Annotated in this window: 23 protein-coding genes; 6 read left to right on the top strand and 17 right to left on the bottom strand. The window is 70.1% G+C overall.

The window, feature by feature from the left end:
* Positions 1-3: 3 nt before the first annotated feature.
* From B0I28_RS11510 to B0I28_RS11520, 3 genes are all read right to left on the bottom strand, one after another.
* Positions 4-1,359 carry an ABC transporter permease gene (locus B0I28_RS11510; RefSeq protein ID WP_106363991.1) on the bottom strand — a complete coding sequence of 452 codons (1,356 nt, stop codon included), beginning with the start codon at positions 1,357-1,359 and terminating at the stop codon, positions 4-6.
* Complete coding sequence (locus B0I28_RS11515) at positions 1,359-2,633, bottom strand: permuted SH3 domain-containing protein (protein WP_106363992.1); 1,275 nt, start codon at positions 2,631-2,633, stop codon at positions 1,359-1,361. The genes B0I28_RS11510 and B0I28_RS11515 overlap by 1 nt, the downstream gene beginning before the upstream one ends.
* Positions 2,634-2,755: 122 nt before the next feature.
* Positions 2,756-3,439 (bottom strand): ferritin-like fold-containing protein, encoded by a 684-nt coding sequence (locus tag B0I28_RS11520; protein ID WP_106363993.1) that lies wholly within the window; start codon positions 3,437-3,439, stop codon positions 2,756-2,758.
* A 368-nt stretch (positions 3,440-3,807) separates the two neighbouring features.
* Here B0I28_RS11520 and B0I28_RS11525 point away from each other — a divergent pair, with 368 nt between their 5' ends.
* Together B0I28_RS11525 and B0I28_RS11530 are read left to right on the top strand one after the other, a co-directional pair.
* Positions 3,808-5,463 (top strand): DEAD/DEAH box helicase, encoded by a 1,656-nt coding sequence (locus B0I28_RS11525; protein WP_245888946.1) that lies wholly within the window; start codon positions 3,808-3,810, stop codon positions 5,461-5,463.
* Positions 5,464-5,703: 240 nt separating this feature from the next.
* A complete protein-coding gene (locus tag B0I28_RS11530) occupies positions 5,704-5,934 on the top strand; it encodes a hypothetical protein (protein ID WP_146148054.1) in 231 nt (76 codons plus the stop codon).
* A 55-nt stretch (positions 5,935-5,989) separates the two neighbouring features.
* Here B0I28_RS11530 and B0I28_RS11535 read toward each other — a convergent pair whose 3' ends face one another.
* The 10 genes from B0I28_RS11535 to B0I28_RS11575 form a co-directional block, all read right to left on the bottom strand.
* Positions 5,990-6,544, bottom strand: coding sequence for a hypothetical protein (locus tag B0I28_RS11535; protein WP_106363996.1), 555 nt, complete (start codon positions 6,542-6,544; stop codon positions 5,990-5,992).
* A gap of 153 nt (positions 6,545-6,697) precedes the next feature.
* The gene (locus tag B0I28_RS11540) at positions 6,698-7,852 is read right to left on the bottom strand and encodes an RNA-guided endonuclease InsQ/TnpB family protein (protein ID WP_106364351.1); all 1,155 of its coding nucleotides are present in this window, start codon (positions 7,850-7,852) and stop codon (positions 6,698-6,700) included.
* A 105-nt stretch (positions 7,853-7,957) separates the two neighbouring features.
* Complete coding sequence (locus tag B0I28_RS11545; protein ID WP_245888947.1) at positions 7,958-8,590, bottom strand: MarC family protein; 633 nt, start codon at positions 8,588-8,590, stop codon at positions 7,958-7,960.
* Between the two features lie 75 nt (positions 8,591-8,665).
* Complete coding sequence (locus B0I28_RS11550) at positions 8,666-9,847, bottom strand: hypothetical protein (protein WP_106363997.1); 1,182 nt, start codon at positions 9,845-9,847, stop codon at positions 8,666-8,668.
* Entirely contained in the window at positions 9,844-10,389 is a 546-nt protein-coding gene (locus B0I28_RS11555; protein WP_106363998.1) for a SigE family RNA polymerase sigma factor, read from the bottom strand. The genes B0I28_RS11550 and B0I28_RS11555 overlap by 4 nt, the downstream gene beginning before the upstream one ends.
* Positions 10,390-10,644: 255 nt before the next feature.
* Complete coding sequence (locus B0I28_RS11560) at positions 10,645-11,481, bottom strand: PH domain-containing protein (protein WP_106363999.1); 837 nt, start codon at positions 11,479-11,481, stop codon at positions 10,645-10,647.
* 13 nt (positions 11,482-11,494) lie between these two features.
* Positions 11,495-11,653 (bottom strand): hypothetical protein, encoded by a 159-nt coding sequence (locus B0I28_RS27230; RefSeq protein WP_176953298.1) that lies wholly within the window; start codon positions 11,651-11,653, stop codon positions 11,495-11,497.
* A 335-nt stretch (positions 11,654-11,988) separates the two neighbouring features.
* Complete coding sequence (locus tag B0I28_RS11565) at positions 11,989-12,624, bottom strand: TrmH family RNA methyltransferase (protein WP_106364000.1); 636 nt, start codon at positions 12,622-12,624, stop codon at positions 11,989-11,991.
* Between the two features lie 228 nt (positions 12,625-12,852).
* Entirely contained in the window at positions 12,853-14,781 is a 1,929-nt protein-coding gene (locus B0I28_RS11570; protein WP_245888949.1) for an acetoacetate--CoA ligase, read from the bottom strand.
* A 98-nt stretch (positions 14,782-14,879) separates the two neighbouring features.
* Positions 14,880-16,205, bottom strand: a complete 1,326-nt coding sequence (locus B0I28_RS11575; RefSeq protein ID WP_245888950.1) for an MFS transporter — start codon at positions 16,203-16,205, stop codon at positions 14,880-14,882.
* Positions 16,206-16,502: 297 nt separating this feature from the next.
* On the opposite strand from B0I28_RS11575, the gene B0I28_RS11580 reads away from it, so the two are divergent.
* The 3 genes from B0I28_RS11580 (at position 16,503) to B0I28_RS11590 (ending at position 18,700) form a co-directional block, all read left to right on the top strand.
* Entirely contained in the window at positions 16,503-17,171 is a 669-nt protein-coding gene (locus tag B0I28_RS11580) for a FadR/GntR family transcriptional regulator (RefSeq protein WP_106364002.1), read from the top strand.
* A gap of 104 nt (positions 17,172-17,275) precedes the next feature.
* Complete coding sequence (locus B0I28_RS11585; RefSeq protein ID WP_106364003.1) at positions 17,276-17,734, top strand: RrF2 family transcriptional regulator; 459 nt, start codon at positions 17,276-17,278, stop codon at positions 17,732-17,734.
* 42 nt (positions 17,735-17,776) lie between these two features.
* Positions 17,777-18,700, top strand: coding sequence for a YihY/virulence factor BrkB family protein (locus tag B0I28_RS11590; protein WP_106364004.1), 924 nt, complete (start codon positions 17,777-17,779; stop codon positions 18,698-18,700).
* A 64-nt stretch (positions 18,701-18,764) separates the two neighbouring features.
* Here the strand turns inward: B0I28_RS11590 and B0I28_RS11595 are convergent, their stop codons facing one another.
* The 4 genes from B0I28_RS11595 to B0I28_RS11610 form a co-directional block, all read right to left on the bottom strand.
* Positions 18,765-22,484 carry a rhamnogalacturonan lyase family protein gene (locus tag B0I28_RS11595; protein WP_146148055.1) on the bottom strand — a complete coding sequence of 1,240 codons (3,720 nt, stop codon included), beginning with the start codon at positions 22,482-22,484 and terminating at the stop codon, positions 18,765-18,767.
* A gap of 236 nt (positions 22,485-22,720) precedes the next feature.
* Positions 22,721-23,968 (bottom strand): RICIN domain-containing protein, encoded by a 1,248-nt coding sequence (locus B0I28_RS11600; RefSeq protein ID WP_106364006.1) that lies wholly within the window; start codon positions 23,966-23,968, stop codon positions 22,721-22,723.
* A gap of 227 nt (positions 23,969-24,195) precedes the next feature.
* On the bottom strand, positions 24,196-25,263 hold the full coding sequence (gene cds1 / locus B0I28_RS11605) for an L-cysteine desulfhydrase Cds1 (RefSeq protein ID WP_106364007.1): 1,068 nt from the start codon (positions 25,261-25,263) through the stop codon (positions 24,196-24,198).
* The gene (locus tag B0I28_RS11610; RefSeq protein ID WP_106364008.1) at positions 25,250-25,723 is read right to left on the bottom strand and encodes an Lrp/AsnC family transcriptional regulator; all 474 of its coding nucleotides are present in this window, start codon (positions 25,721-25,723) and stop codon (positions 25,250-25,252) included. Before B0I28_RS11610 ends, cds1 begins: the two co-directional genes overlap by 14 nt.
* Before the next feature lie 226 nt (positions 25,724-25,949).
* On the opposite strand from B0I28_RS11610, the gene B0I28_RS11615 reads away from it, so the two are divergent.
* Positions 25,950-26,165 carry a BldC family transcriptional regulator gene (locus B0I28_RS11615; protein ID WP_091048212.1) on the top strand — a complete coding sequence of 72 codons (216 nt, stop codon included), beginning with the start codon at positions 25,950-25,952 and terminating at the stop codon, positions 26,163-26,165.
* The last annotated feature ends 227 nt before the right edge of the window (positions 26,166-26,392 follow it).

Consider the following 26,392-nt stretch of genomic DNA (forward strand, 5'->3'; position numbering starts at 1 on the left):
GCGTCAGGTCCTCAGGGTGACCGCGGGTGGGATTCTGGAGGCGCGCCAGGCGGGGTAGACGCCGGCGACGATGCCGACGACGGCGCCGATGACGGGCCCGGCCGCGAACAGGGCGGGGTCGAAGACGATCTGCCAGTCGCGGTAGAGGGACACGAACGCGGTGACGTTCACGCCCAGGACCGTGCCGACGAGGCCGCCGATGAGCCCGATGAGCGTCGACTCCCACACGAACTGCATCGCCACGGCCCTGCGGGCGGCCCCGACGGCGCGCCGCAGGCCGATCTCGCTTCGGCGCTCCATGACCGACACGAGCGCGGTGTTGGAGACCGAGACGGCGCCGATCACGAGCGAGACGGCCGCGAGGCCGAGCAGGAGCGCCTGCATCTCGTTCTCCACGCCTTTGCGGAACGAGCGGAGGTCGGAGGGCTTGGACACCGACAGGTTGTCGGGGCCTTCGGGGAACACCGCGGTCGGGGCGGTGTCGGCGACCTTGTCGGCCGCGCCCAGGTCGGTGCGGATGAACACCTGCCCGGCCGCGTACTCGGGGTCGGCCTCGATGCACGGGGTCGGCGGGACGACGACGGCGCCGGTGAGCTTCGCTTCGCCTTCGGGGGCCTGGTAGACGCCGATGAGGGCGTACTCGCGGCCGTCGATGTAGATCATCGGCCCGCCTTCGAGGGACGTGTAGCCGAGGTCGCGGGCGGCGGACTCGTCGATGACGGCGACCTGGTCGCCGCGGGCGACGTGGCCCTCGTCGAAGGCCGCTCCCTGCGTGAACTCGAACCCGTACGCGGCCATCGCGCCCGGCTCCATGCCGAACACGGGGACCTCGCGCACGTAGTCGCCCGCTTCGGTGCGGGAGGCGGCGAGGTCGTCGGTGGAGCCGCAGACGATCCCGGCGTCGGCGACGCCGTTGATCTCGCGGACCCGCTGCGCGGCTTCGAGGGTGGGCCCGTACCCGGCGTCCCTCATCGTGTCGGAGAACGACACGGTGACCTGGGTGGCCTCGGTCGCGTCGAACCGCTCGGCGATGGCGGCGGCCGATGTGGACGACAGGCCCACGGTCGCGACCGTGGCGGCGATGCCCAGGGCGATGCCGATCGCGGTCATCCACGTGCGCATCGAGCGCCCGCGCAGCGACTGGAACGCCTCGTACGCGATGCCCATCGAGCGGACCCCGAAGCGGCCCTTGGCCTTCGGGATCGCGTCCCGCTCGTCCTCGGCGGCCTGCTTCGCGGCCTTCTTGGCGGCGCGGCGGGCTTTGCGTCCCTGCGGCTCTCCTTCGGCGCCTTCCCCGTCGGGGACGACGTACTCCAGGAGCTCGGTGTCGGTCTCGGGTTCGCGCCGGCGGCGGGCCATCAGCCGTTGCCCCGGTCGCGCCAGGCGATCACGACCTCGTCCCCGGCCGCGAGCTCGCCCTCGACGGGGACGACCACGCCGCGGCCTTCGTGGCGCAGGCTCACGTCCACTTCGATGTGCCGCTCGGTCGTGCCGTCCTCTTCGAGCACGGTGATCATGGTCCGGCCCTCGGAGTCGGTCCACAGTGCCGAGAGCGGCACGATGAGCGCGTCCTCCGCGGAGCGGGCCCGCACGAGCGTGACCTCCTGCTCCTCGCCGGGCGCAAGGTCGTCGATGCCCTCGACGGCCTCGGCGTCGAACGCGAAGACCGCGAACGTCTTCTCGACGGTCTGGGCCTCCTCCTCGCTCCACTGGTCGGTCTCGCCCTCGACCTCGCGGGTCTCCAGCTCGAAGCCGCCGACCTCCTGGCCCTCCAAGGGGCCGTCGCCGTATTCGAGCTCGGCCTCGTCGCCGAGCTTCGACAGCTCGGAGCCGACCTCCTCGTCGAGTTCGGCCTCCAGCTTCCAGTCGCCGGAGGCGAGCACCAGGACGGTGCCCTCCACGGGCGCGGACTGCTTCGCGTTGACCTTCGAGACCTGCATGGGCAGCTCGGGCAGGAACACGACCTCGGAGGCGGGCAGCGCCACGCGCTCGACGGTCTCGGTCTGGGCGCCGCCGGTGTTCTCCTCGCCGCCTTCGGTGTTCTCGTCGCCGGTGTCGCCTTCGGCGGTGTCGTCCTCCTCGGTGGCGACCTCCTCGGAGGTCGTGGCGTGGTCGTACCCGGCGTGGTCGTAGAGCTTCTTCAGGTCCGAGGCCGTGCGCGAGTCGAACGTCCCGGTCTTGGGCGTGCCGTAGATCTGCTGGAGCGCCAGTTGCAGCTGCTCCACGTCGGGGCCGGTGTCGCCCTCCTGGAGATCGCGGTAGGCGGGCACGTCGCCTTCGAGGGCGATCATGGGGCGGCCGGACACCTCCAGGAGCACGGTCCCGGCCTTGACCTCGTCGCCGACCTCAACGGGGATCTTCGAGGCCAGCGCGGTCTCGATGCCCTCCGGGGCGGTCGGCGCGGGGACCTCGAAGTCGCCGGTCCGGTCCAGGACCGCCTCGAATTCGAGGGTGTCGATCAGCTGCTCCTGGTCGACGCTGACGGTGATGACGCTGTCGTCGGGTTCGGCGGTCTCCTCGGCCCTCTGGGCCGGGGTCCGCGCCTGCGCAGCGAAGTACCAGGCGGTGGCCGTCGCGCCGAGCAGCGCGACGGCGAGCACCCCGCTGACGACATGGCTTTTCGTGAGCCGCATGTTGAGTCCTCCTCCGCCCCGAAGACGCGTGGAGCGAAGGCGCCGGTTGCGGCCGTTTCGTCTCGATTCGGTAACGGCACTGGCGGTGACGTGCCCGAACGTGTGCGGCGCGGGGAAGGGCCCTAGTTGTTGAGGCCCACGGACTTCATGCGGTCCTGGTGGGCGCGGGTGAGGCGGCGCAGGAGCGCGTCGAGGGTGCCGCCGTCGCCGACGATGATCGCGGTGAGGCGCTCGTTGGCCGCGGCCACGCCCTGGGCGCGGTTGATGCCCTCGCCGACGAGGCGGCGGGCCCACAGGGACAGGCGGCCGGTGACGGACTCGTCGGCCTCGACGGCGGCGCGGATCTCGGCGGCGGCGAGGTCGGCCGCGCCGGACTCGGCGAGCACGGTCTCGATCACCTGGCGGTCGGCGTCCTCCAGGCTTGAGGAGACGGCGCGGAAGAAGTCGTCGGCGACGGCGTCGCCGAGGTAGACCTTCACGAGCGCTTCGAGCCAGTCGCGCGGCGAGGTGGAGGCGTCGAAGGAGCGGAACGCCTCGCGGAACGGGGCCATGGCCTCGGCGGGGTCGGCCCCGAGGGCGTGCAGGCGGTCGGCGATCAGCCGGTAGTTGCGAATCTCACCGACGGCCGCCTCCGAGAGGGCGGCGCGCCGGCCGAGGTCGGGGGCGAGGCGGGCGTCGAAGACCATGCGCTCGAACGCGAGCAGCTCGCCGAGGGCAAGCAGCCCAAGGAGTTCGACGACGGCCTCGCGGCCGGGGGGCGCGGTCGCCGGGGCCGCGGCCGGGGCGGGATCAGAAGTCTCGGACACCGGGGCAGGTTACCACTGGGCGGATGCGGCCCTCGCCTTCACGTAGGTGTCGCCGATCGGACCTTCACGTGCGTCTTCGCAGGCCAGAAGGGCCGGATCGGGGGTTCGGGAGGAGACGCGCGCCCCGCCCGGGAACGGCGCACCGAGACGATGGTGCCGGGAGAGCGTAGGATGGACGGAAGGGACCGCGGCCCCGACGGGGCATCCCTGTACCAGGCGGTCCTGAAGCGGTACCGGTTTCTTCACCGGGCCGCTCCTGCGAAGCGGCGACTCACCGAATCCGGCGGTCGTCGCCGCTGTGTAACGAGACTATATGTGGCGCCGAGTTCCCCGGATCTGGTGACGTCCTCCGCCACGAGGTGAACAGAGTGAACGAATTGAACACCGACCGGCCCCAGAACGACGGGCCGACTTTCGCAGCCCTGGGCGTTCGGGAAGAGACCGTCGAAGCGCTTGCGGCGCTTGGCATCGAACGGGCCTTCGCGATCCAGGAGTACGCGATCCCGATCGCCCTGCGGGGCTCCGACATCATCGGGCGCGCCCCCACGGGCACCGGCAAGACCTTCGGGTTCGGCCTCCCGATCATCGACCGGATCACCTCCGCCGAGGAGGGGTCCGACGGGCTCCCCCAGGCGCTGATCCTGGTCCCCACGCGCGAGCTGGGCCTCCAGGTGGCCCGCGACCTGGAGGACGCGGGCAAGACCCGCAACATCCGGGTCCTGCCGATCTACGGCGGCCGCGCCTACGAGCCGCAGGTCGAGGCCCTGAAGGCGGGCGTCGACATCATCGTCGGCACCCCGGGCCGCCTGCTCGACCTCTACAAGTCGAAGCACATCAAGCTCAACAAGATCGCGCACTGCGTCCTCGACGAGGCCGACCGGATGCTCGACCTCGGGTTCTCCGAGGACGTCGAGAAGATCCTCAAGCTCCTGCCGGAGCAGCGCCAGACCATGCTGTTCTCGGCGACGATGCCCGACACGATCATGTCGCTGTCGCGCCGCCACATGAACCGGCCCATCACCGTCGCCGCCGACGTGAGCGCCCCCGACCTGGAGGCCGCCAACAACACCCGGCAGCTGGTCTACATGACCCACGCGATGAACAAGATCGAGGTCGCCGCCCGGATCCTCCAGGCGAACGGCCGCGGCCTGACGATCATGTTCTGCCGCACCAAGCGCGCCGCGCAGAAGGTCGCCGACGAGCTGGACTTCCGCGGCTTCGCGGTCGGCTCGGTCCACGGCGACCTCGGCCAGAACGCGCGCGAGCGGGCCCTGCGGGCCTTCCGCTCGGGGAAGATCGACGTGCTCGTGGCGACCGACGTGGCCGCCCGCGGCATCGACGTCCCCGACATCACGCACGTCATCAACTTCGACGCGCCCGAGGAGGCCGAGACCTACGTGCACCGCATCGGCCGCACCGGCCGCGCGGGCGCGACGGGCATCGCCGTCACGTTCCTGACGTGGGAGGACCTCCCCCGCTGGAAGATCATCGTCAAGGCCAACGGCCTCGACCTCGGCGAGCCCCTGGAGACCTACCACACCTCCGACCACCTGTACACCGACCTCGACATCCCCGAGGGCGCCCCGCCGGCGCTCCCGAGCGAGCTCCGCAAGCGCGACGGCCTCTCCGCCGAGCGCGAGGAGAACGTCGAGGGCGAGCCCCGCAAGAAGGGCCGCGGCCGCGGCCCGCGCGGACGGGGCCGCGGTGAAGGCGGCCGGGGCCAGAGCGACCGCCGCGGCGGCTCGCGTGACGGCGGTTCGCGTGACGGCGGCTCCCGCAGCGGCGCCCGCGACGGCGGCGAGCGCCCCGAGCGCCGCTCCGACGCCGAAGGCGACGCCCCGCGCAGCCGCCAGCGCCGCCGCATCCGCACCGACGAGGACGCCGCCCCGCGCGAGTCCAAGCCGCAGGCGGACGCCGCGCCCGCCGCCGCCTCGGACACCGAAGGCGACGCCCCGGCCCGTCGCAGGCGCCGTCGCCGCCGCCCCACCGGAGGCAACGACCGCCAGGCCCCGAGCCAGGACTGACGCACAGGCGAACATTCGCCGACAGCGAACGCCGCGGGCGGTGTCCCTCATTAGGGGACACCGCCCGCGGCGTTTCGTCATACCCGCCGGGCACCGTTGATTCGGGGGCGCCTCAGAACCGCTCCTCGCGACGCTCCACGCTGCCCGCGTTTCGTCGTACCCGCCGGGCACCCTTGCGATCGGGGGCCCAGCGCAGCGCCGCCCGCAGCGCTCCGCGCTGCCCGGCGATAGGCTTTCCCCATGAGCGATGAGAGCCCCGCTTACGAAGGACCGCCGGTGAACGTGCCGCCGCCTCCCGGGTGGCGCGTCGAGTCGGTGGCGCTGCCCGGGGAGCCGCGGCGGCTGCCGGAGCAGGACCATGCGGCGATCGACGCAGCCGAGCAGCGGGCGCGGCTCGTCACCCAGTGGCTGACGCTCGTCTCGGTGGCGCTCATGTTCACCGTCCTCATCATCGGGCTCGTCGAGTTCTGAGCCGACGGCGAAGCCCCCGTCCCCGGGCCGGGACGGGGGCTTCCTCGTACGGGCGTCAGTTCTGGACGACGCCGCCCCACACCATGTCGGCACCGGTGTGCCCGGTCTGGAACAGCCACCAGGCCGCGAGCCCCAGAAGCGCCAGCGCGATCAGGCCGAAGACGAACATGATGACCTTGCGGCCGCCCGCGGCCGGGTCGTCGGAGCCGGTCGAGGCGGTCTCGCCGTCCTCCGACACCGCGGGCTTCGGGGCGTCGCCATTCCGCAGCAGGGCAGCGCGGCGGCCGCGGTCGAGGCCCGCGAACAGGAACCACACGGGGATGAGCGCGACGAGCGTCCACAGGAGCCAGTAGGCGTTGTCATGGTGCTGCTGGACGGCCTCGGGCCAGCCGTCGGGGTAGGTGTAGTCGGCGAACTGCTGTCCGGAGAGGATCGACCCGTACACGCTCGCGGGAGACACGAGCACGAGGATCGCCGCCGCCCATCCGACGCGCTGGCGCAGCGGCGGAATGAGCACGTACGCGGCGCCGAGGAGCACGAGCAGCGCCACGAGGATGATCGGCGCGTGCACCGCCAGCGGGTGCAGGGGCAGGTCGAGAATCGTCGTCATAAGGTAATTGAACCCTAAATTGACTTCCTTCCTTCCCCAAGGGGAGGGAATTCTCCGGCTCGCGGTTCGCGGCAGCGTTCCGCTCACGGACGGGTTCCTGTTTCATCGAGCCGCGCCGGGGCTCCCCGGTCTTACCAGCCCTCCGCAGGCGTTTTACTTGTCCGCCAGCCCGGCGGCCAAGAGACGCTTGCCCTCGCGTCTGATATTGGTTTCGGCGTTGGCATCTCGGTCATGTCGTGCCCCGCAAGGGCACGCCCATTCGCGGACCGCCAGGCCCTCCAAGCCCCTGGGCCCCGACAAGATCCCGCATGCCGAGCACAGCCGGGTCGAGGGGAAGAACCGATCCACCTTGACAAATACGCGATGCGTTCGGGCCGCCTTCGATTCCAGAAGCAATAGGAATTTGCCGAGCGCGGCGTCCCGCACCGATTTCGCGCCCCTGCCTCGGGACAGGCCCTCGATGCACAGGTCTTCGACATAGAGAGCTTGGTTCTCGCTCACCAGATCCTTGACCTGCTTGTGCAGCCAGTCGTCCCTGCGGTTCTTGATCTGCTCATGAACTCGCGCAAGCCGGATACGGGCTTGTGCCCTGCTGCTCGACCCGGGCTGTTTCCGCGCCAGCGCGCGCTGCGCCTTCTTCAACCTGCGCTCCATCCGCTTGAAGAACCGCGGATTGTCGATGGTCTTGCCCCCGCGCAACACAGCGAACGACTTCAACCCCAGGTCGACTCCGGTCTCGGCATCAGGGTCCGTTATCGGTTCAAGCCGCTCAAGATCATCACCGACGGCGACCACGAACGATGCGAAGTACCTCCCTGCCGGCGTCTTCACGATCGTCACTGAACTGGGTTCAGAAGCAAGCTCACGAGACCAGGCGATCTTGAGATCGCCGACCTTCGCGATGTACAAGCGCCCGTCGGCCCTGAGGCGGAATCCGTTCCGCGTGTACCGGGCCGTCTGCCGGTTCGTGCGACGTCTGAACCTCGGCGGGCCGATTCGGGCGCCGGCTCGTCCGCTCTTCATCGAGTCGAAGAAGTTCCGGTAGGCCGCATGGCAGTCCCGCAGCGCCTGCTGAAGCGGCACCGTCGACACCTCGGCGAGCCAAGCCCGTTCCGGAGTCCGTTTCGCCGCCGTGATCAGCTGCTTGTCGAGCGCAGCGGTTGAAGGGAACGGCAATCCCGCAGCATGCGCAGCCCGCCGTGCGGCGACCGCGTCGTTGTACACCGTCCGGACGCATCCGAACACACGCGCCAGCGCAGAGCGCTGCGGCGCAGTCGGGTAGACCCGATAGGTGTACCGGAGCAGCACGATCCGAACCCACTCCACGACAATCGATCGATAATCAGACGCCAGGACTAACGACGATCAGAGGATTCGGTTACGGGTTCCCCGATCCGAGTCCGGCGACCGCCACTACCAACCGGTAGCGCCGGCAGAACTTTCGAAGTGGGCGGCGTAGCTCATGACGGCGTCGGCGATGAGCTGGACGGCGATGGCCGCGAGGAGGACGCCCGCGATGCGGGTGAGGACCTCGATGCCGCCGCGGCGCAGGATCTTCACCAGGACGCCGGAGAAGCGCATCACCAGGTAGATCAGGAAGTGGATCACGATGATGGCGAGGGCGATCCACAGGTAGTCGGCGTGCGAGGGCGCCTGCTGCACGAAGAGGATCACCGCGACGATCGCGCCGGGGCCCGCGAGGAGGGGCGTGCCGAGGGGGACGAGGGCGATGTTGGAGGTGGCGGCCTCGTTCGGGTCGTCGGCCTTGCCGGTGAGGAGCTGGAGGGCGACGAGGAGGAGCAGGAGCCCGCCCGCGCCCTGGAGGGCGGCGAGGTCGATGTGGAGGTAGCTGATGATCTGCTGCCCGAGCAGCGCGAACAGCGAGATCACCCCGAGCGACAGCAGGGTCGCCTGGAGCGCCGCCCGGTTGCGCTGCCGCTTGTCCATGGTCCCGGTGAGGGCCAGGTAGATCGGCACGATCCCGGGCGGGTCCATGATGACGAAGAGGGTCACCATGACGGTCAGCAAGTATTCGAGTCCACCCACGCAGCGAGTATGGCAAGTCCGCCGGGTCACAGCCGCGGATTCGGACCCTTGTGTTACGTGGGGCTCAGCGCCGGGTCACTCCGGCGGGATGTAGTCCATGACCGGCATGACCGCGCCCGACGGCGGGCTGAGGATCGTCATGTACGCGGGATCCTCGGAGTAGTCGATCATCAGCCAGGTCGTGTCGCCCCGGTTGTAGGACATCTCCCAGCGGTTGAACGGGTCGACGAACATTATGCCGGCGTTGAAGTACTCGTCCTCGTAGTCGCCCAGGTCGAGTTCCGACATCGGGTAGTACACGGTGTTCTGGAAGTGGTCGACGGTGTCGTCGACAAGCGCGACCGCGCTGTCGTCCTGGGACGTGGCCTCGATGTCGGCCTTGATCCGCTCGGTACCGACCTGGCCGCACTCCTCGCCTTCGCGGGCGACGCCGCCGTTCGCGTCGAGGTCGGCGACGCACACGTAGTCGGTGTTCGTCGCGTCGACGACGGCGACCGACTCGAACCCGGCGTCGGCGAGCGCCGCGAGGTTCCAGTCGTACTCGCTGTTGAAGTAGTAGGTGCTCTCGCCGCCGCCGGTCGTGGACCACAGGTCGGCGGTGAAGACCGCCGTGCTCGTGTTCCAGTTCGCGAGGGTGAGGTCGTAGCTGACCGAGAACGAGGTCGGCTCGGCGACCGCGTCGGCGGCGACGTCGTTGAGCGTGTACAGCTCGAAGGTCAGGTCGGCGTCGGGGGTGACCATCGCGTATCCGGTGGCGTCCACGTTGACGGTGGTGTACGTGTCCGGCGAGGGCCAGTCGGCGGACGAGCTCATCGAGCCGTCGAGGCTGACGACCCCCGTGGTCTGCTGCGAGGAGGACGTCAGCACGTACCCGTCCTGGAGCCGGTAGACGCTGTCGGGTTCGGTGTCGCCGATCGGGACGGTGTCGCCGTCCTGGTTGAGGATCGCGTACTCGCCGCCGGTGTCGATGACGAACTCCATGTCGAACTCGCCGCGGGCCTCGGCGGTGCTGGTGGAGTCGGCGGCGATGGTGCCCTGGTCCTCCATGTCGAGGAGCGGCTGGAGCGCGAACACGCCGGCGCCGATGACGAGGAGGCCCGCGCCGCCCGCGGCCGCGCCGATGCGGCGGCGCCGCCGGATGCGGTGGGCCCCGGCGATGGCGAGGTCGGCGAGCCCTGCGTCGTCGGCCGTTTCGGGCGCGCGCTCGGCCTGCTCGGCCAACCCGCTGCGCAGGAGGGCCTCGATGTCCCCGTTCACGCCGCCTCCCTCGGTTCCATGGCGACGCCGAGCGCGGCGGCGGGCGTGCCGAGGCGCTTGCGCATGCCGGCGAGGGCCCGGGAGGCCTGGCTCTTGACGGTGCCGATCGAGATGCCGAGGATCTCGGCGATCTGGGCGTCGGAGCGGTTCTCGTAGTAGCGGAGGACGAGGACCGCGCGCTGGCGCTTGGGGAGGGCGGCGATGTGGCGCCACATGGCGTCGCGGACGGCGCCGTGCTCGGTGAAGTCGCGGGAGAGGTCGGCCCGGTCCTCGAACACCTCGGTGGGCTTCTCGCGGTTGGAGCGCTTGCGCCACCAGGAGGCGTTGGTGTTGTAGAGGATGCGGCGGGCGTAGGCGTCGACCGAGTCGGTCGTCCTGATCCGGCTCCACGCCAGGTAGGTCTTCGTCAACGTCGTCTGCACCAGGTCCTCCGCTGTCGCCCAGTTCCCCGTGAGGAGATACGCCGCACGGTGCAGCGCGGCCGAGCGCGCCGCCACGTACTCGCGGAACTCCTCGTCCTGAGACGATTTGACCTCGCTCACGCGTCTCCCTGGGGGGGTCGAACAACAGACGACGTACCCCCGGTGGAAAGTTGCCCCGCAGGGCGGAATTCTGCCAAAAGATGGGTGTCATCGGCAACCGAGGGTTGGTACGAAAGCGAGTATACGAAGTAGGTGCCAAGGGCCGTCTCCCGGATTCATGCCACGAGTCGCCCGTCTCGCCCGGCGCGGCCCCGGGATGCGGAACGCCCGCCGGCGGGTGCCGGCGGGCGTGCTCGTCAACGGGGCGGGGAGCGGTCAGGTGCCGTCGGCCTTGCCGGGGACGGCGGGCTCCTCGTCGGGGATGAGGTCCTCCTCGGGTTCGGCCATGCGCTCGTCGACCGCTTCGGGCTCGTACATCTCCTCGCACATCTGGAGGTAGAGCTCGTTGGGGTTCGGCAGGTGCGGGACGTTCCGCAGCGCCTGGTCCTGGCCCGCGGACTCGATGATGAACTCGCCGTAGTTGAGCATGCGGCCCATCGGGGTCTGCGAGTACTTCATGTCGGTGACGCGGCCGAGCGGCATCATGGCGACCGAGCGGGTGATGACCCCCTGGATGAGCATGATCCGCTTGTTGGTGAGGATGAACCGGTCCATGTACCAGTCGAGGATCTTCCAGCCGACGAAGCCGAGGATCAGCAGCCACACGATGACGGTGACGGACAGGGCGGTGTCGCGGTTCGCGTTGTCCCACTTCGTGAGCATGCCGGAGGCGAGGCCCATGATGAAGGTGGAGAGGGTGCCGATGATGTACCAGGGCATGAGGTGGACCCAGTGGCGGCGCCACTCGCCGCGGTACTTCTCGGTGGGGAACAGGTAGCGCGCCGAGATCGGCGACGGGACGTCGGGGACGGCGGGGGCGCGCACGCCGGAGAGCAGGCCCCCGGCGGGGCTGTCGTCGAAGCGCACGCCGTCGATGTCGGAGGCGGCTGCTGCTGGGGCTCCCGGGGCGGCGGTGCCCGGAGGGAAGGTGAATTCGCGCGTGGGAGACTCCGCGCCCGGGGCAGGGCCGTCGGAGGGGGCGCGCGGGCTTGGGGGTTCCAGCGGCTCGGTGTCCTTCTTGTCCCCCGAGCCGCCTGCACCGGAATCGGTCATGGCGTCGCCGTGATCAGGTCACGAGGTTCGTGAAGAACGCTGCGAAGCCGTTGGCGGCATCGAGGATGCCCCCGGCGAGTGATCCGACGACACCGCTGGCTTCGTCCGGCCTGAAGGCTACAAAGAACACCAGGAACGCAAGTCCGCCCCAGGTCAGAATCTTCTTCAACATCCTCACCCCTCCCGTCAAAGGGTCCTGGCCGATCGTTCGTCTGGCGCAGGCTGGCACGAGTCTACCGTACGAGCATGACTCGGCTTTCAGTTTTCTGATGGGCCCGGACGGTGTGAGCCGAGGGGCCGATCGACGGGCTACAGCGTAACAACATCGTTCCACTTTTGCCCGACTCCGCCTATCTACCAGCGGAATAACCTATTCGGTTGTGCCACGGGCGAGCTTACCCCAAGTCACGTTCCATTGGCTCAATGTAGGCGCATCGCCCCCGCGAACCCCAGGGAAGCGTCAGGTATCCGACACTGCGCCTTGCAGGTGCACCTGCCGCGGCGCGTTCAGGGCCGCTGGTCGAACACGTGTTCCCTCACCCACGCGTGCATGGCGATCCCGCTCGCGACGCCCGCGTTGATCGAGCGCGTCGATCCGAACTGGGTGATCGAGCAGACCATCGCGCAGGCCTCGCGGACCGGTTCGGACAGTCCGGGGCCCTCCTGGCCGAACACGAGGACCGCGTTGCGCGGCAAGGAGGCCGTCTCGATGGGGACGGAGCCGGGGAGGTTGTCGATCCCGACGACGGCGAGTCCCTCGGCGGCGGCCCAGGCCGTGAACTCCTCGACGGTGGCGTGGTGCTCGACGTGCTGGTACCGGTCGGTGACCATCGCGCCGCGCCGGTTCCAGCGGCGCTTGCCGACGATGTGGACGGTCTTCGCGAGGAACGCGTTCGCGTTGCGCACGACGGTGCCGATGTTGAAGTCGTGCTGCCAGTTCTCGATCGCCACGTGGAAGTCGTGGCGGCGCGCGTCGAGGTCGGCGACGATCGCCTCGCGGGTCCAGTACCGGTAGGCGTCGACCACGTTGCGGCGGTCGCCGCCGCGCAGCAGGTCCGGGTCGTACCGGTCGCCTTCGGGGAGCGGCCCCTCCCAGGGCCCGACCCCGACCTCCATCGCGTCCTCGTCAGTCACGCGGACCATTGGAGCACAGCAGGGGCCGGGGCGAGGAGGGCATGGCGCCGCCCCGGCGGCTACGGGGGAAACCGACCGGGGCGACACGAAACATACTAACGACCGCACGTCTGCGACTGGGCACACACCCAATTGAATTCCCTTGCCGCAGAAGGAAATCGGGTTACCAGTGGCCCCACGTCACTCCCAGTTCCACTCGCCTCAGCCGTGCCCGGCCGCACCGGCCGGGACGGGCCCTCAGCCGGGCAGGAACCAGCGGAGCGCGCCGGGGTTGGCGAGCGCGTCGCGGGCGATGGCCTCCTCGGGCTTGGCGCCCTTGAGGATCTTCTTCACCGGGACCTCCACCTTCTTCCCGCTGAGGGTCCGCGGGACCTCGGGGACCTGGCGGACCTCGTCGGGCACATGCCGCGGCGACAGCTGCTCGCGCAGCGCCCCGGTGATCCGGCGGCGCAGGTCGTCGTCGAGTTCGACGCCTTCCTTCAACGCCACGTAGAGGAGGAGCCGGTCGTGCCCCGGGTCGTCGAGGTGGACCACGAGCGAGTCGGCGACGCCGTCGACGGCCTCCACGACCGCGTAGAACTCGGCGGTGCCCATGCGGACCCCGCCGCGGTTCAGCGTCGCGTCGGAGCGCCCGGAGATGACGGCCGAGCCGCGGTCGGTGATGGTGATCCAGTCGCCGTGGCGCCAGATCCCGGGGAAGTCGGTGAGATAGGTGTCCCGGTAGCGGTGCTTGAGCGGGTCGCCCCACAGGCCCACGGGCATCGACGGCATCGGGGAGGCGATGACGAGCTCCCCTTCGCGTCCGATCCCGGGGCGCCCCTCGGGGTCGAAGGACTGCACGTTCGCGCCGAGGCACCGGCACGACAGCTCGCCGCGCCACACGGGCACCGTGGGGGCGCCGCCGATGAACCCGGTGCACAGGTCTGTGCCGCCCGAGAGGGACTGGAGCTGCGCGGTGGCGCTGATCTGCTCGTACACGTAGTCGAAGCCGACCGCCGGGAGCGGGGCGCCGGTGGAGCCGATGCCCTTGAGGCGCGAGAGGTCGGCCTCCTCGGACGGTTTGATGCCGCGGGAGCGGCAGGCCATGAGGAACGGCGCGGAGGTGCCGAAGAACGTCGTGCCGGACTCCTCGGCGAGGCGCCACATCCCGGCCGGGTCGGGCATCCCGTCGAAGAGGACGACGCCGGCGCCGACGATCGGCGCCGACACGAGGTAGTTCCACATCATCCACCCGGTGGTGGAGTACCAGAAGAACCGGTCGCCGGGGCCGAGGTCGTGGTGGAGCGAGTGCATCTTGGCGTGCTCGATCGCCATGCCGCCGTGGGAGTGGACGATCGCCTTCGGCAGGCCCGTGGTCCCCGAGGAGTAGAGGATGTAGAGCGGGTGGTCGAACGTGAGCGGCTCGAACGCGACGCCCTCGTCGTAGGCGCAGAACCGGTCCCAGGTCTCGCCCTCGAACGTCGCATCGGGGTCGAGGTACGGGAGCATGACGACCGAGCCGAGCCCTTCGAGGCCGCGCACGACGCGCTTGACGTCCTCGGTGCGATCGATGGACTTCGGCCCGTACCGGTAGCCGTCGACGGCAACGAGGACCTTCGGCTCGATCTGCGCGAACCGGTCGAGCACCGCCTTCGCGCCGAACTCGGGGGCGCAGCTGGAGAACACGGCGCCGAGGCTCGCGGAGGCGAGCATGAGCGCGAACGTCTCGGGGATGTTCGGCATCCACGCGGCGACGCGGTCGCCGCGGCGCACCCCGTGGGCCACGAGCCCCGCGCGGGCGCGGGCGACGGCCTCGCGCAGGTCCGCGAGGGTCCACTCGACGGGGTCGCGCGTGTCGGAGTAGGCGCGCACGAGCACGTCGTCCTCGGCGACGCCGGGCGCGGTGAGCACGGCGCGCGCGTAGTTGAACGTCTCGTCGGGGAACCACACCGTGTCGGGCATGGTCTCGTCGGCGAGGACCCGGTGCTCGGGGACCGTGGAGCCGAGGCCGAAGTACTCCCAGACCGCGCCCCAGAACGGGCGCAGCCGCTCGACCGAGTACTGCCACAGCGCCGGATACGAGGTGAGGTCGCGCTCCTCCCGCCGCGACAGCCACTGGCCGAAGCGGCCGATGTTCGTCGTCTCCACCGCGTCAGGGCGCGGCAGCCACAAGACCTCGCTGGTCACGATCGCCTCCCGGTCTCCACAGCACTGTGGTCCACAGCACTATCGTGGCACGGCTCAGGTTCGGCGCCGCCTGCGGGGGATCGTTTGCACGATTTCGCCTATTGGCCCGGTTTCGCCTGGGCCAGTTCGTCCTCGACGTACCGTTCGCGCGTCACGTACAGGCCCGTGAAGAACAGGAGCACGGCCAGGACCGACAGGAGCGTGAACGGCACCGTCCACGAGGCGGTGAGCCCGTAGACCCAGCCGACCGCGAGCGGCCCGGACCCGGCGAGCAGGTACCCGCCGGACTGCGCGAACGAGGACAGCGCGCTCGTGCCCGCGGGCGTGCGCGCCCGCAGCCCGAACAGGGTCAGGATCAGCGGGAACACCGAGGTCGCGATCCCGAACAGCGCCATCCACAGCCACGTGAGCGCCCCGCCGCCCGCGAGCCACAGCCCCGCGATGGCGGGCGGGTAGCAGGCCGAGAGCGCCAGGAACGTCGGGCGCGGACCCCACCGGACGGTGAGGATCGGGACGACCACCGAGACGGGGATCTGCACCATCGTGAGCACGCCGAGCATCGACCCGGCCGCGGCCGCCGACATCCCGTCCGCGGCGAGGATCGTCGTCGTCCAGCCCATGAGGATGTACGCGATCGCCGACTGCGCGCCGAACAGCAGCAGCATCATCCACGCCAGGCGCGAGCGGTGCGCCCCGTGCAGGTGCCGCGCCGCGGTCGCGCCCGGCGCGGCCGGGACCGGACGCCACAGCAGCCACGGGACGATCGCGATCGCCGCCGGGAGCGCCCACGCCGCCAGCGCGAAGCGCCAGTCCCCCGACAGGTGCTCAAGCGGCGCGGTCGCGGCGGCCGCGACGGCGGTGCCGACCGCGAGGGTCGTCGAGTACAGCGTGGTCATGACCCCGATCGAAGCGGGGAAGTACCGCTTGACGATCACCGGGACGGCGACGTTCCCGATCGCGCCCGCCGCGAGCGCGAACAGGCTGAACAGGAGGAACAGGGCCGTGTTGGGCGCGTAGGCGCGGGCGACGAGCCCGGCGCTCATCGCCACGAGCGCGCCGGTGAGCAGCAGCCGGGGGCCGAAGCGGCGGGCCAGGCGGGGCGCGAACGCGCCGAGCCCGGCGAACGCGAGCACGGGGAGCGTGGTGAGCAGCCCGGCGACGGTCTCGGACATGCCGAGGCCGGTGCGCAGCTCCGCGAGGATCGCGCCGACGCTGGTGACGGCGGTGCGGAAGTTGAAGGCGGCGAGGACGACCCCGGCGACGAGCATCCAGCCCGCCGCTGCGGCCCGGCGCGCGGGCGGCGTGGTGATCTCGGCGGCCGGGGGCGGGACGGGGTGTTCGAGGGTGCTGTCGAGGGCGCTGTCCGGGGCGGTGTCGCTGTCGGGCGCGTCTGCGGGCGCGCTGGCAGTGGCATCGGTCGTCACGAGGACGTCTCCTTCCGAGGCCGGGGTGATCGCGGTAGGTAGGCAGGGCGTCGGCAATCGCTGTCCATCGTCCCGGGAGGAGTGCCGGAACACGGTTTCGACTCGATTCGCGGCGGCGGGGCTGGGGCGTCAGCAGCCGGGATAGAATCGAGTCAATTCATAGGATGAATTGACGGCCTGTCAACGGTATCGCGACGGCTGTCTGCTTTAATCCTTCTAGTGTCAGGAAACACGCACACCCCCCATGGCGGGCCCCCCGCAAGCCATGGCCGCGATCCGGGAAGGTCAGGTCCGCCAGTGGCATTGCAGTCGACGCGCAAGTCCGCCCTCGTCGATCAGGTGATCGAGCAGCTGCGGCAGCAGATCAGCGACGGCGAGTGGGGCCTCGGATCGCGCATCCCCACCGAGAGCGAGCTGGCCGAGCTCCTCGGCGTCGGCCGCAACACCATCCGCGAGGGCGTGCGCGCGCTCGCCCACGCCGGGCTCCTGGAGATCCGGCAGGGCGCCGGGACGTTCGTCGTCGGCCGCAGCGAGGTCACCGCGGCCGTGCGCCGCCGCATCGCCGCCAGCCCCGCCTCGGACGCCATGGAGGTCCGCCGCGGCCTCGAAGTCGAGGCCGCCCGCCTCGCCGCCCACCGCCGCGACGAAGCCGACATCACCCGCCTGCGGATCCTCCTCGCCGAGCGCGAGGCCACCCACGAGGTCGGCGACACCGAGGCGTTCGTAGCGGCCGACATCGCCCTCCACCAGGCCGTCGCCGAGGCCAGCCACAACAAGCTCCTCGCCGAGCTGTACTCGGAGCTCGCCGAGTCGCTCCGCGACACCGTGCGCGCCGGGCTCGGCCCGGTCCTCGCCGAGGAGCCCCACATCGACCACTCCGTGGCGATCGAGGCGATCATCGCCGGGGACGCGGACCTGGCCGCCGCCGAGACCGCCGCGTACCTGCGCCTGCTCGTCGACGACTAGCCCGGCCCGTCTCACAAGCGATGCCGCGATCCTCGGGAGCGCGGCGCCCCTAGAGATAGAGTCGGAAGCACCGCTCGCCCGAGCGGCACCCGAGAGGAGTCCTCATGCGTCTGTCAGCCCGCGTCGACTACGCCCTGCGCGCCGCCGTGGCCCTGGCCGGGTACGGGGACCGCTGGGTGTCGGCCGAGCAGATCGCCGAGGACCAGGCCATCCCCCGCAAGTTCCTGGAGTCGATCCTGCTCCAGCTGCGCCGCGGCGGCATCGCCACCTCCAAGCGCGGCTCCGAGGGCGGCCACCAGCTCGCCCGGCCCGGCGACCAGATCAGCCTCGCCGACGTCATCCGCGCCGTCGACGGCCCCCTCGTGGGCGTCCGCGGCGAGCGCCCCGAGCAGGTCCCCTACGCCGGGACCGCCGCGGCCCTCACCAACGTGTGGATCGCCCTGCGCGTCTCCGAGCGGAACATCCTCGAATCGGTGTCCCTCGCCTCCGTCGCCGCCGACGACCTGCCCACTTCGGTCACCAAACTCCTCGAAGACCCCGACGCCTGGGTCATCCGCGACTGACCAAGCGCCGCGCCGACGGCCGGGCTCTGCCAGAATCGGCACGTGAAGTTCCCTGACCTGGGCGCCTGGTGGGACCGGGTGGTCGACTCCTCGCGCAGGCGGTCCAACCTGGTGGACCACGCCTGGCGCGCGGGCGAGCGCTACGGCGAGGTCCACTGCGGCCAGCTCGCGGCCGCGATCTCGTACTACGCGTTCTTCGCGGCGTTCTCGATGTCGCTGCTGGCGCTCGCGATCTTCGGGTACCTGCTGAACTTCCCCGACATCTACGACTCGGTGGAGCAGTGGCTGTCGACGAACCTCCCTGTGATCGACATCGGGGTGCTGGAGTCCTCGCGCAAGTCGGTGACGATCTTCGCCGCGGTGGCGCTGGTCGTGGCCGGGGTGGCGTGGGTGCAGTCGGTGCGGGCGGCGATCCGGATCGTGTGGGGCCTCGACGCGCAGCCGGGGAACCCGTTCCTGCGCTGGGCGATCGACCTGGGGATCCTGCTGGGGATCGCGGTGCTGCTGCTCATCACGATCGGCGCGACCGCGGGCGCGGAGTTCGTCATCGGGTGGCTCGACTGGGACCAGGTCACCGGGAACCTCGCGCTGCTGGTCCGCGCGGTCTCGGTCCTGGTGGGCCTCATCGCGAACGCGCTGCTGGCGGCGGTGCTGCTCCAGGCGCTCCCCCGCGTCGTCATGCTCCCGCGGCGGGTCGTGTGGGCCTCGCTCGCGGTGTCGATCGGCATGGAGCTGCTCAAGACCGCCGGGCGCGTCTACGTGCTGCACGTCTCCGACCGCCCGGCCTACCAGGCCGTGACGACCGCGGTCGGCCTCCTGGTGTTCCTGTACCTGTTCAACGTGATGCTCCTGGCCGCGGCGTCGTGGACGGCGACCTCGCTGCGCGGCAAGGCGATCGACCTGTACGACCGGGAGTCCATCCCGAGCGGGCACGGCCGCCTGTACAAGCCGCCGGGGGCGTTCTGACGGCCCGGACGCGGACGCCCGGGCCGTCGATCCCTATAGGATATATCCTATAGGATATCGGATCTTACGCTGTGGCGCAGACCTGGCCGTTCATGAGGAACATCCCCGGGTCGTCCGGGTCGCCGGTGCCCTGGAAGCCGATCTGCTTCGTCTGGCCCGGCTTCAGCGGGAAGTTCCAGAACGCCGGGTCGGCCGCCATGGCGTCCCCGTCGATCGCGATCTCGCCGCCCCAGTCGTACTCGACCGTGGCGACACCGCCGGACCGCCATTGCAGGTCCCATTCGTCGATCGCCGTGTCGCCGGTGTTGGTGACCTTGATCTGGACCACGAATCCGGAGCCCCAGTCGGCCGCGACCCGGTAGTCGACCTCGCACGAGCCGGCCGCGTACGGCGCGGCGGCCGCGTCGCGGGACGGACCGTACTGGACGGTCTCGTACACCGGCTCCTCCATGCCGTAGCCGATGAAGTAGCTCGGCCACGGCGGCTGGTTGTAGGAGACGTTCTGCCACGACACCGCGAGGCGGTACTGCGGGTCGTTCATGAGCGTCGGCAGCGTGTACTCGGTCGGGATGGTCGTGGTGAAGATCCGCACGCCGTCGTTCGACTCCTTGCGCAGCACCACCTCCTCGCGCCAGTCGCCGAGCAGGTCGGCGCTGAGGACCGGGTTGCCCTTGGTGCCGTTGTTGGTGTCGACCCCTTCGGGCGTGAAGATCTCCTCCTGGGCGCCCGTCTCGGGATCCCACTCGGCGATGAACGGGTAGACCGGCGTGTAGTTCGGCTCGTCGAAGACGTGGTCGAGGATCTCGCGGCCGAGGTCGCCGTCCCACCAGACCATGAAGTTCGCCGAGGGGATCGAGGTCCCGATGAGCGTGCCGTCGGCCGCGCGCAGCTCGCCTTCGCGGGCGTTCCACGCGCCGGTGGCCGACACGGCCCAGCATTCCGCGCCCGGGTAGGCCGGGTCGATGTCGCCGCACGCGCCGCGGCCGGTGTCGCGGGTGCCCGGGATCGACCAGAGCACCTCGGCGGTGTCGGCGTCGCGGAAGGCCGCGGCCCGGTTCCCCGAGCAGCTCATGCACTCGAAGGGGCTGAAGACCTCCAGGCCCTCATTCGACGGGTCGAAGTCGGAGACGTGGAGCGCGTCGCCGTGCCCCAGGCCCGTCGAGTACAGCGGCGTGCCGTCGTCGTTGATCGTCATGGCGCCGAACACGATCTCGTCGCGCCCGTCGCCGTCCACGTCGGCGATCGACAGGTTGTGGTTGCCCTGGCCCGCGTACGCGCCGCCCCAGCGGTCGGAGCTGAAGCTCCAGCGCTTGGGCAGGTTGTCGCCGTCCCAGTCCCATGCGGTGATCTCGGTCTTCGCGTAGATGCCGCGGTTGGTGACGAGCGAGGGGTGCACGCCGTCGAGATAGGCCACGGCGGCCATGAGCCGGTCGCCGCGGTTGCCGTAGCAGTCGCCCCACTGGCAGATGTCGCCGCGCTCAGGAGAGAAGTCGACGGTCTCCATCGCGGCGCCGGTCTGTCCGTTGAAGACCGTCAGGAACTCCGGGCCCTCCAGGATGCGGCCGGTGCTGTTGCGGTAGTCCGCGTCGCCGTCGCCGATGACGGCGCCCGTCCCGTCGACGGTGCCGTCGGCGGTCTTCAGCGCCACTTCGGCGCGGCCGTCAGAGTCGAGGTCGTACGCCACCAGCTGCGTGTAGTGCGCCCCGGCGCGGATGTTGCGGCCCAGGTCGATGCGCCACAGCAGCTCGCCCTGGAGCGTGTACGCGTCGACGTACACGTTCCCGGTGTAGCCGTTGTGCGAGTTGTCCTTCGCGTTCGACGGGTCCCACTTCTGGACGATCTCGTGCGTCCCGTCCCCGTCGAGGTCGGCCACCGTGGCGTCGGTCGGCGCGTACGTGTACGCGACCCCGTCGGGAGTCGTGCCGCCCTCGGGGCGCTGCATGTCGACGTCGACGTACTGGTCGCCCCAGACCTGGAAGGCCGCGGTGTAGCCGGTCTCGACGCCCTCGTTCACCGTCGCGACCCAGTAGGTCGAGTTCGCGGTGCCGCCCGCGTCGGTGAGGTTCGTCAGCGCCGTCGGCTCCGGCGTGAGCAGGCGGCCGTCGCGGTAGACGTTGAACGCCGTGCCCTCGGGGTCGTTGGCGAGGCTGCGCCAGGACAGGTAGTTCCCGTCCTCCACGGCCACGGCGACCGGCGCGCGGCCGAGGCTCTCGATCTGCTCGGCGCAGTCGGCGCACGGCTCGTCGGGACCCTCGTTGCCGGAGCCGGGCACGTCGCCGATCCTGGTGAGCTCCAGGCCGTTCAGGTGCCCGGTCTGGCCGGTGACGTTGACGTTGAGCTGGCCGTCCTCCACGACGATGCCCTCGAAGTCCTTGGTGAGGATCGACTTCGACCCGGCGTTCGCCGCGCCGTAGTCGACGCCCTCGAACTTCAGGTTCGTGCGGGCCGAGCCGACGTAGTCGCCGACGATGACGCGCGCGCTGTACAGGCCGTCGGCGACGTCCACGGCGAAGTCGTACGAGCCGCCGAACCAGGCCACGAAGTCGGAGCCGAGCGGGTCGGCGGTGACACCGCGGTCGCGGTCGATCGCACTGGTCATGTCGGTGGTGAAGCCGTAGCCCTTGGCGGCGTCGTACACGGTGCCGCGGTTGACCTCGGTGTAGCCGGGGGCCACGGTCTGGCTCGCGGGCCCGAAGTCGTACTTGAACCCGGCGGTCGCGGTCGTCACGGTGAGCGTGTCCGAATAGGACGACTCGCCCTTGCCGTTGACGGCGGCCACCGCGAACTCGTACGCGGTCTCCTCCGCCAGGCCCGAGACGCGCCCGACCCCGACGGTGGCCGTGGTGCCGAGGCGCCATTCACCGCCGGGTTCGCGCACGTAGACGCGGTAGATGTCGGCGTCGTCCTGGTCGGCCCAGTTGAGGGTGACGCTGGCGTTCGCCACGGTCGCCGCCACGACTCCCGTGGGGGCCGCGGGGACGGCGTCCGGCGGCGCGACGTCCACCACGTGGTCGCTCAAGGGGAGTCCGAGCGTGGCGGTCTCCTCGGCGACCAGGCGGGCCATCTGGATGGCGCCGTACTCCTGGAAGTGGGTGTCGTCGGCGGTGCCGTTCGGCCGGTTCGGGTAGACCCCGGCCGGGACGTGCAGGAACACCGACTTGGACTCCTCGGGCCCGATCTCGTTGAGGTAGGCGCGGGAGGAGGCCGAGAGGTCGACCATCGCGACGCCGGTCTCCTCGTGGAGCTCGTAGACCTTCTCCACGTACTCGGGGAAGGAGGTGTTGAACTCGCCGGTGTCGGCGTTGAAGCTGCGGCGGGACACCGGTGTCACGAGGACCGGGATGGCGCCCTTCTCGACCGCGCCCGCGATGTAGTAGTCGCGGAGGTAGGTCTTGTAGTCGTCGGGCGAGGTGTACCGCTCGGGGACGGAGACGGTGGCGTCGTTGTGGCCGAACTGGACGAACAGGTAGTCGCCCGGCTGGATCTCGTTCAGGATCGCGTCGAGGCGGCCCTGCTCGACGAAGGACCGCGAGGAGCGGCCGCCGATCGCGTGGTTCGCGATGGTCACGTTCTCGTCGAAGTACCGGTCGATCACCTGGCCCCATCCGGCCTGGGGCTCGTAGTAGGGGTCGTAGGTCTGGACGGTGGAGTCGGAGGCGAGGTAGACGGTGATGCCGTCGTCCTGGGCCTGGGCGGGTGCGCCCGCGGAGAGGACGCCCGCGAGGGCGGTCGCCCCGGCCAAGGCGGCCGCGATGAAGCGGCGCCGAGGGGGTCGAGGAGTCATGGACCTCATGGTCACTTCCGTGGTGAGAGGAGGGTGCCTGCCGCGCACACACGAGTGAAACGATTCAATCGTGTCGGAGAGTACGGGGCAAGCGGTTGCTACCTTCGGGACGGTACCGAGTGGAGCCTCGAAAGTCAATACATGTCGATACATGTTGGAAACGGTGTCGGATTCGCGGCGGTTTGCGGGGCCGCCGGATCGTGCATCCTATAGGAAATAGGATGCACGATCCCGGGCTAGCGGACGTGCGCGGCGATCGGGCGGCTCAGGGCCTTCGCGCCCTCGGACACCAGGCGCGCCATCTGGTTCGCGCCGTACTCCTGGAAGTGCGTCGAGTCGGCGAGGCCGTCGGGGTAGGCCGGGTAGGCGCCGGCGGCGAGGTGCATGAACACCTGGGTCCGGGCCCGGTCGGGGGTGATCGCGTTGAGGTAGGCGCGCGAGCGGGCGCCGAGGTCGATGAAGGACACCCCGGTCTCGCTCACGAGCTCGCGGACCTTCGCCGCGTACGTCGCGAACGACTCGTTGAACTGGCCCGAGGAGTTGTAGTCGAGCCGGTTCACGGGCGTGAGCAGGACCGGGATGGCGCCCTTGGCGGTCGCCCCGGCCATGTAGTGGTCGCGGAGGTACATCTTGTAGTCCGCGGGCGAGGTGTACCGCTCGGGCTTCGACGAGTCGGCGTCGTTGTGCCCGAACTGGACGAACAGGTAGTCCCCCGGCTGGATCGCGTCGAGGATCGTCGTCAGGCGCCCCTGCTCGATGAACGATCGCGAGGAGCGGCCGCCGATGGCGTGGTTGGCGATCCGCGTGTTCGCGTCCATCCAGCCGCCGAGCTTCTGGCCCCAGCCGGTCATCGGGTAGACCGAGGAGTTGTAGGTCTGCGCGGTGGAGTCCGAGGCGATGTAGATCGTCGGCGTGCCGGAGGCGGGCGCGGCGTCGGCGGGGACGGGCTTCCACTGCTGGTTGAGCCCGGCGACCGAGTCGTACTGCGACAGCCGCGAGCCCAGCGCGATGCTCCACTCCCACACGTCGAGGGCCTTGCCCGAATTGCGGTTCACGAACCGCAGCCAGGTGCCGTCGTCGAGGACCTGCCACTGCTGGTTCGCCTGCCCGTTGCCCGGGTACTGGATGACGTCGGCGCCGTTGGCGGTGGACTTGCCGTAGACGTCGAGGACCTGCCCGGAGTGGCGGACCTCGATCCGGAAGTAGCCGCCGCCGGCGTCGACGAAGCGGAACTGCTGGTTCGCCGCGTAGGTGCGGTTGCCCTGGACGAGCTTGGCGCCGCCTGCGGTCGAGGCCCCGGCGATCTCCAGGACGAGCCCGGAGTAGCGGGACTGGAGGTGGTACCAGGTGCCGGGGGTGAACGCCGCGCTCGCGGCGCCCGCGCCGAGGAGTCCTCCGGCGGCCGCGCCGGCGCCGAGGCCCGCGAGGAGGCCGAGCGAGCGGCGGCTCAGCTTGGCGCCGAGCGGATTCGGGAAGTCGGACATGTGCGCTCCAGTGCGTCGAAGTCGAGGGCCGCGGCGCCGCGGCGGCGCCGCGGCCCCTGTGAGAGGCGGGGATCGGCCGGTGGAGGGGACGGAGGAGGATGCCGCCGCGGCGGCGCGTCGGGAACCGCGCAGCGGGCGTGAAACGATTCATTAAAACATCGATGTAATGATGCTTTTCGATTTGTTTTGCGGGGTATCGTAACGCGCGGAAAGCGCTAACACAAGTGTCAGGGCAGGATCGGGGCAAGCCGCTCGGCCGCCGCGTCGAGGTCGATGCCCTGCTCGGCGACCCACTCGTCGCTGAAGTAGCTGGTGGCGTAGCGCTGCCCGGAGTCGCACAGGAGCGTGACGACGCTGCCGCCGCGCCCGGCCTCGCGCATCTCGGCGATGAGCGAGAGCGCCGCGACGAGGTTGGTGCCCGTGGAGCCGCCGAGGGGGCGGCCGAGGCGCTTCGAGGCCCAGCGGAGGCACGCGATCGACTCGGCGTCGTCCACTTTGACCATGCGGTCGACGAGGGAGGGGATGAACGAGGGCTCCACGCGCGGGCGCCCGATGCCCTCGATGCGCGAGCCGCGGGCGGCGGACGCCTCCGGGTCGCGGTCGCGCCAGCCGGAGAAGAACGCCGAGTGCTCGGGGTCGACGACGCACAGGTTCGTGGCGTGGCGCCGGTAGCGCACGTACCGGCCGATGGTGGCCGAGGTCCCGCCGGTGCCCGCGCCGACCACGACCCAGGCCGGGACCGGGTGGCGCTCCAGGCGCATCTGCTCGAAGACCGACTCGGCGATGTTGTTGTTCCCGCGCCAGTCGGTGGCCCGCTCGGCGTAGGTGAACTGGTCCATGAAGTGCCCGCCGGTCTCGGCCGCGAGCCGCTCGGCCTCGGCGCAGACCTCCGACGCCTCGCGCACGAGGTGCGCCTTGCCGCCGTAGAACTCGATCTGGGCGATCTTGGCGCGGCTGGTGGACTCGGGCATGACCGCGGTGAACGGCAGGCCGAGCATCCGCGCGAAGTACGCCTCGCTCACGGCCGTCGAGCCGCTCGACGCCTCGATGACGGGCGTGCCCTCATCGATCCAGCCGTTGCAGATCGCGTACAGGAACAGCGACCGCGCGAGGCGGTGCTTGAGCGATCCCGTCGGGTGGGCCGACTCGTCCTTGAGGTACAGGTCCACGCCCCACTCGGGCGGCAGCGGGAACGGGAGGAGGTGCGTGTCGGCGGAGCGGTTCGCGTCGGCCTCGACGGCGGTGATGGCCCAGTTCGTCCAGAGGCGATCGCGGGTGCGGTCAACCGACTCCATCGAGGCCGCCGTCCTCGGGGATCGGCTGGGGCCGGTCCTCCCATTTCGTGGAGAGCGTGATCGTCGTGCGCGTCTGCGCCACACCGGGAATCGCGCCGACCCGATGGATCAGCTGTTCGAGGTCCGCCATCTTCGGCACGCGCACCTTCAGCTGGTAGCACTCGACCCCGGCGAGGAAATAGCACGACTCGATCTGCGGAATGGCGCGGAGGCGTTCGCAGATGTCGAGGTGGTCCGCCGAATTGTCGGGAATGATGCCTATGAGGGCGGTGATCCCGAGTCCGATCGCCTCGGAGTCGATCACGGCCTTGTAGCCTGCGATGACGCCGTTGCGCTCCAGTTTCACCACGCGGTCCTGCACCGAGGGCGCGGTGAGACCGACCCTGCGCGCCAGTTCGGCGTAAGAGGTCCGCCCGTCGGTGCGCAGCAGGTTCACGATGGTCCGGTCGATCTCGTCCACTCCATGAGGATAACGGGAGTTGCATCTTGGGTCCTGTGCCTACCTCATACCCGGGAACTCCTAGAGCGAAGGAATCAGCTCAGAGCGCCGTTGACATACGCGTGGTACTTTCAGGCAATACCTACCGACCGAAAGTATGTCCAAGAACTCATGGCAGGTTTGACTGAATAGTGGTGTAATGGGTTTAACGCACGAAGTGAGTCTTCATCACGGGGAGGAAGAAATCATGGAGACCGAGGACCGCCTACTGACACCCGGCGAAGTCGCCTCGCTGTTCCGCGTGGATCCGAAGACGGTCACGCGATGGGCCGCGGCGGGCAGGATCGGGAGCATTCGCACGCCGGGCGGCCACCGTCGGTTCCGCGAGTCAGAGGTCCGGGCCCTGCTCGAAGGGGACGCCGGAGCACAGGCCACGTTCGAATCGGGGAACGCCCAGTCGTAGCGCGGCAGCACGCCGCCGGGCCGCCGAGAGCGGCCGCCAATCAGCACATCTGCCTGGCACAAGCCGGTCCAGCGCAGCGCACCGCGGCCTTCGGGCCGGAGGGGGACGCGCGAACGGACCGGCTTTTCGCTTGCCCTGAATCGCCGGACTATATCCACATCGGACCAGATTTGTTCCTTTTAGGGCAATTGATCACTCTTTGCAGTCGGATCAATACCCCGAGTCGC

The sequence above is a fragment of the Glycomyces artemisiae genome, assembly GCF_003002955.1.
GTDB classification, from domain to species: Bacteria; Actinomycetota; Actinomycetes; order Mycobacteriales; family Micromonosporaceae; genus Glycomyces; species Glycomyces artemisiae.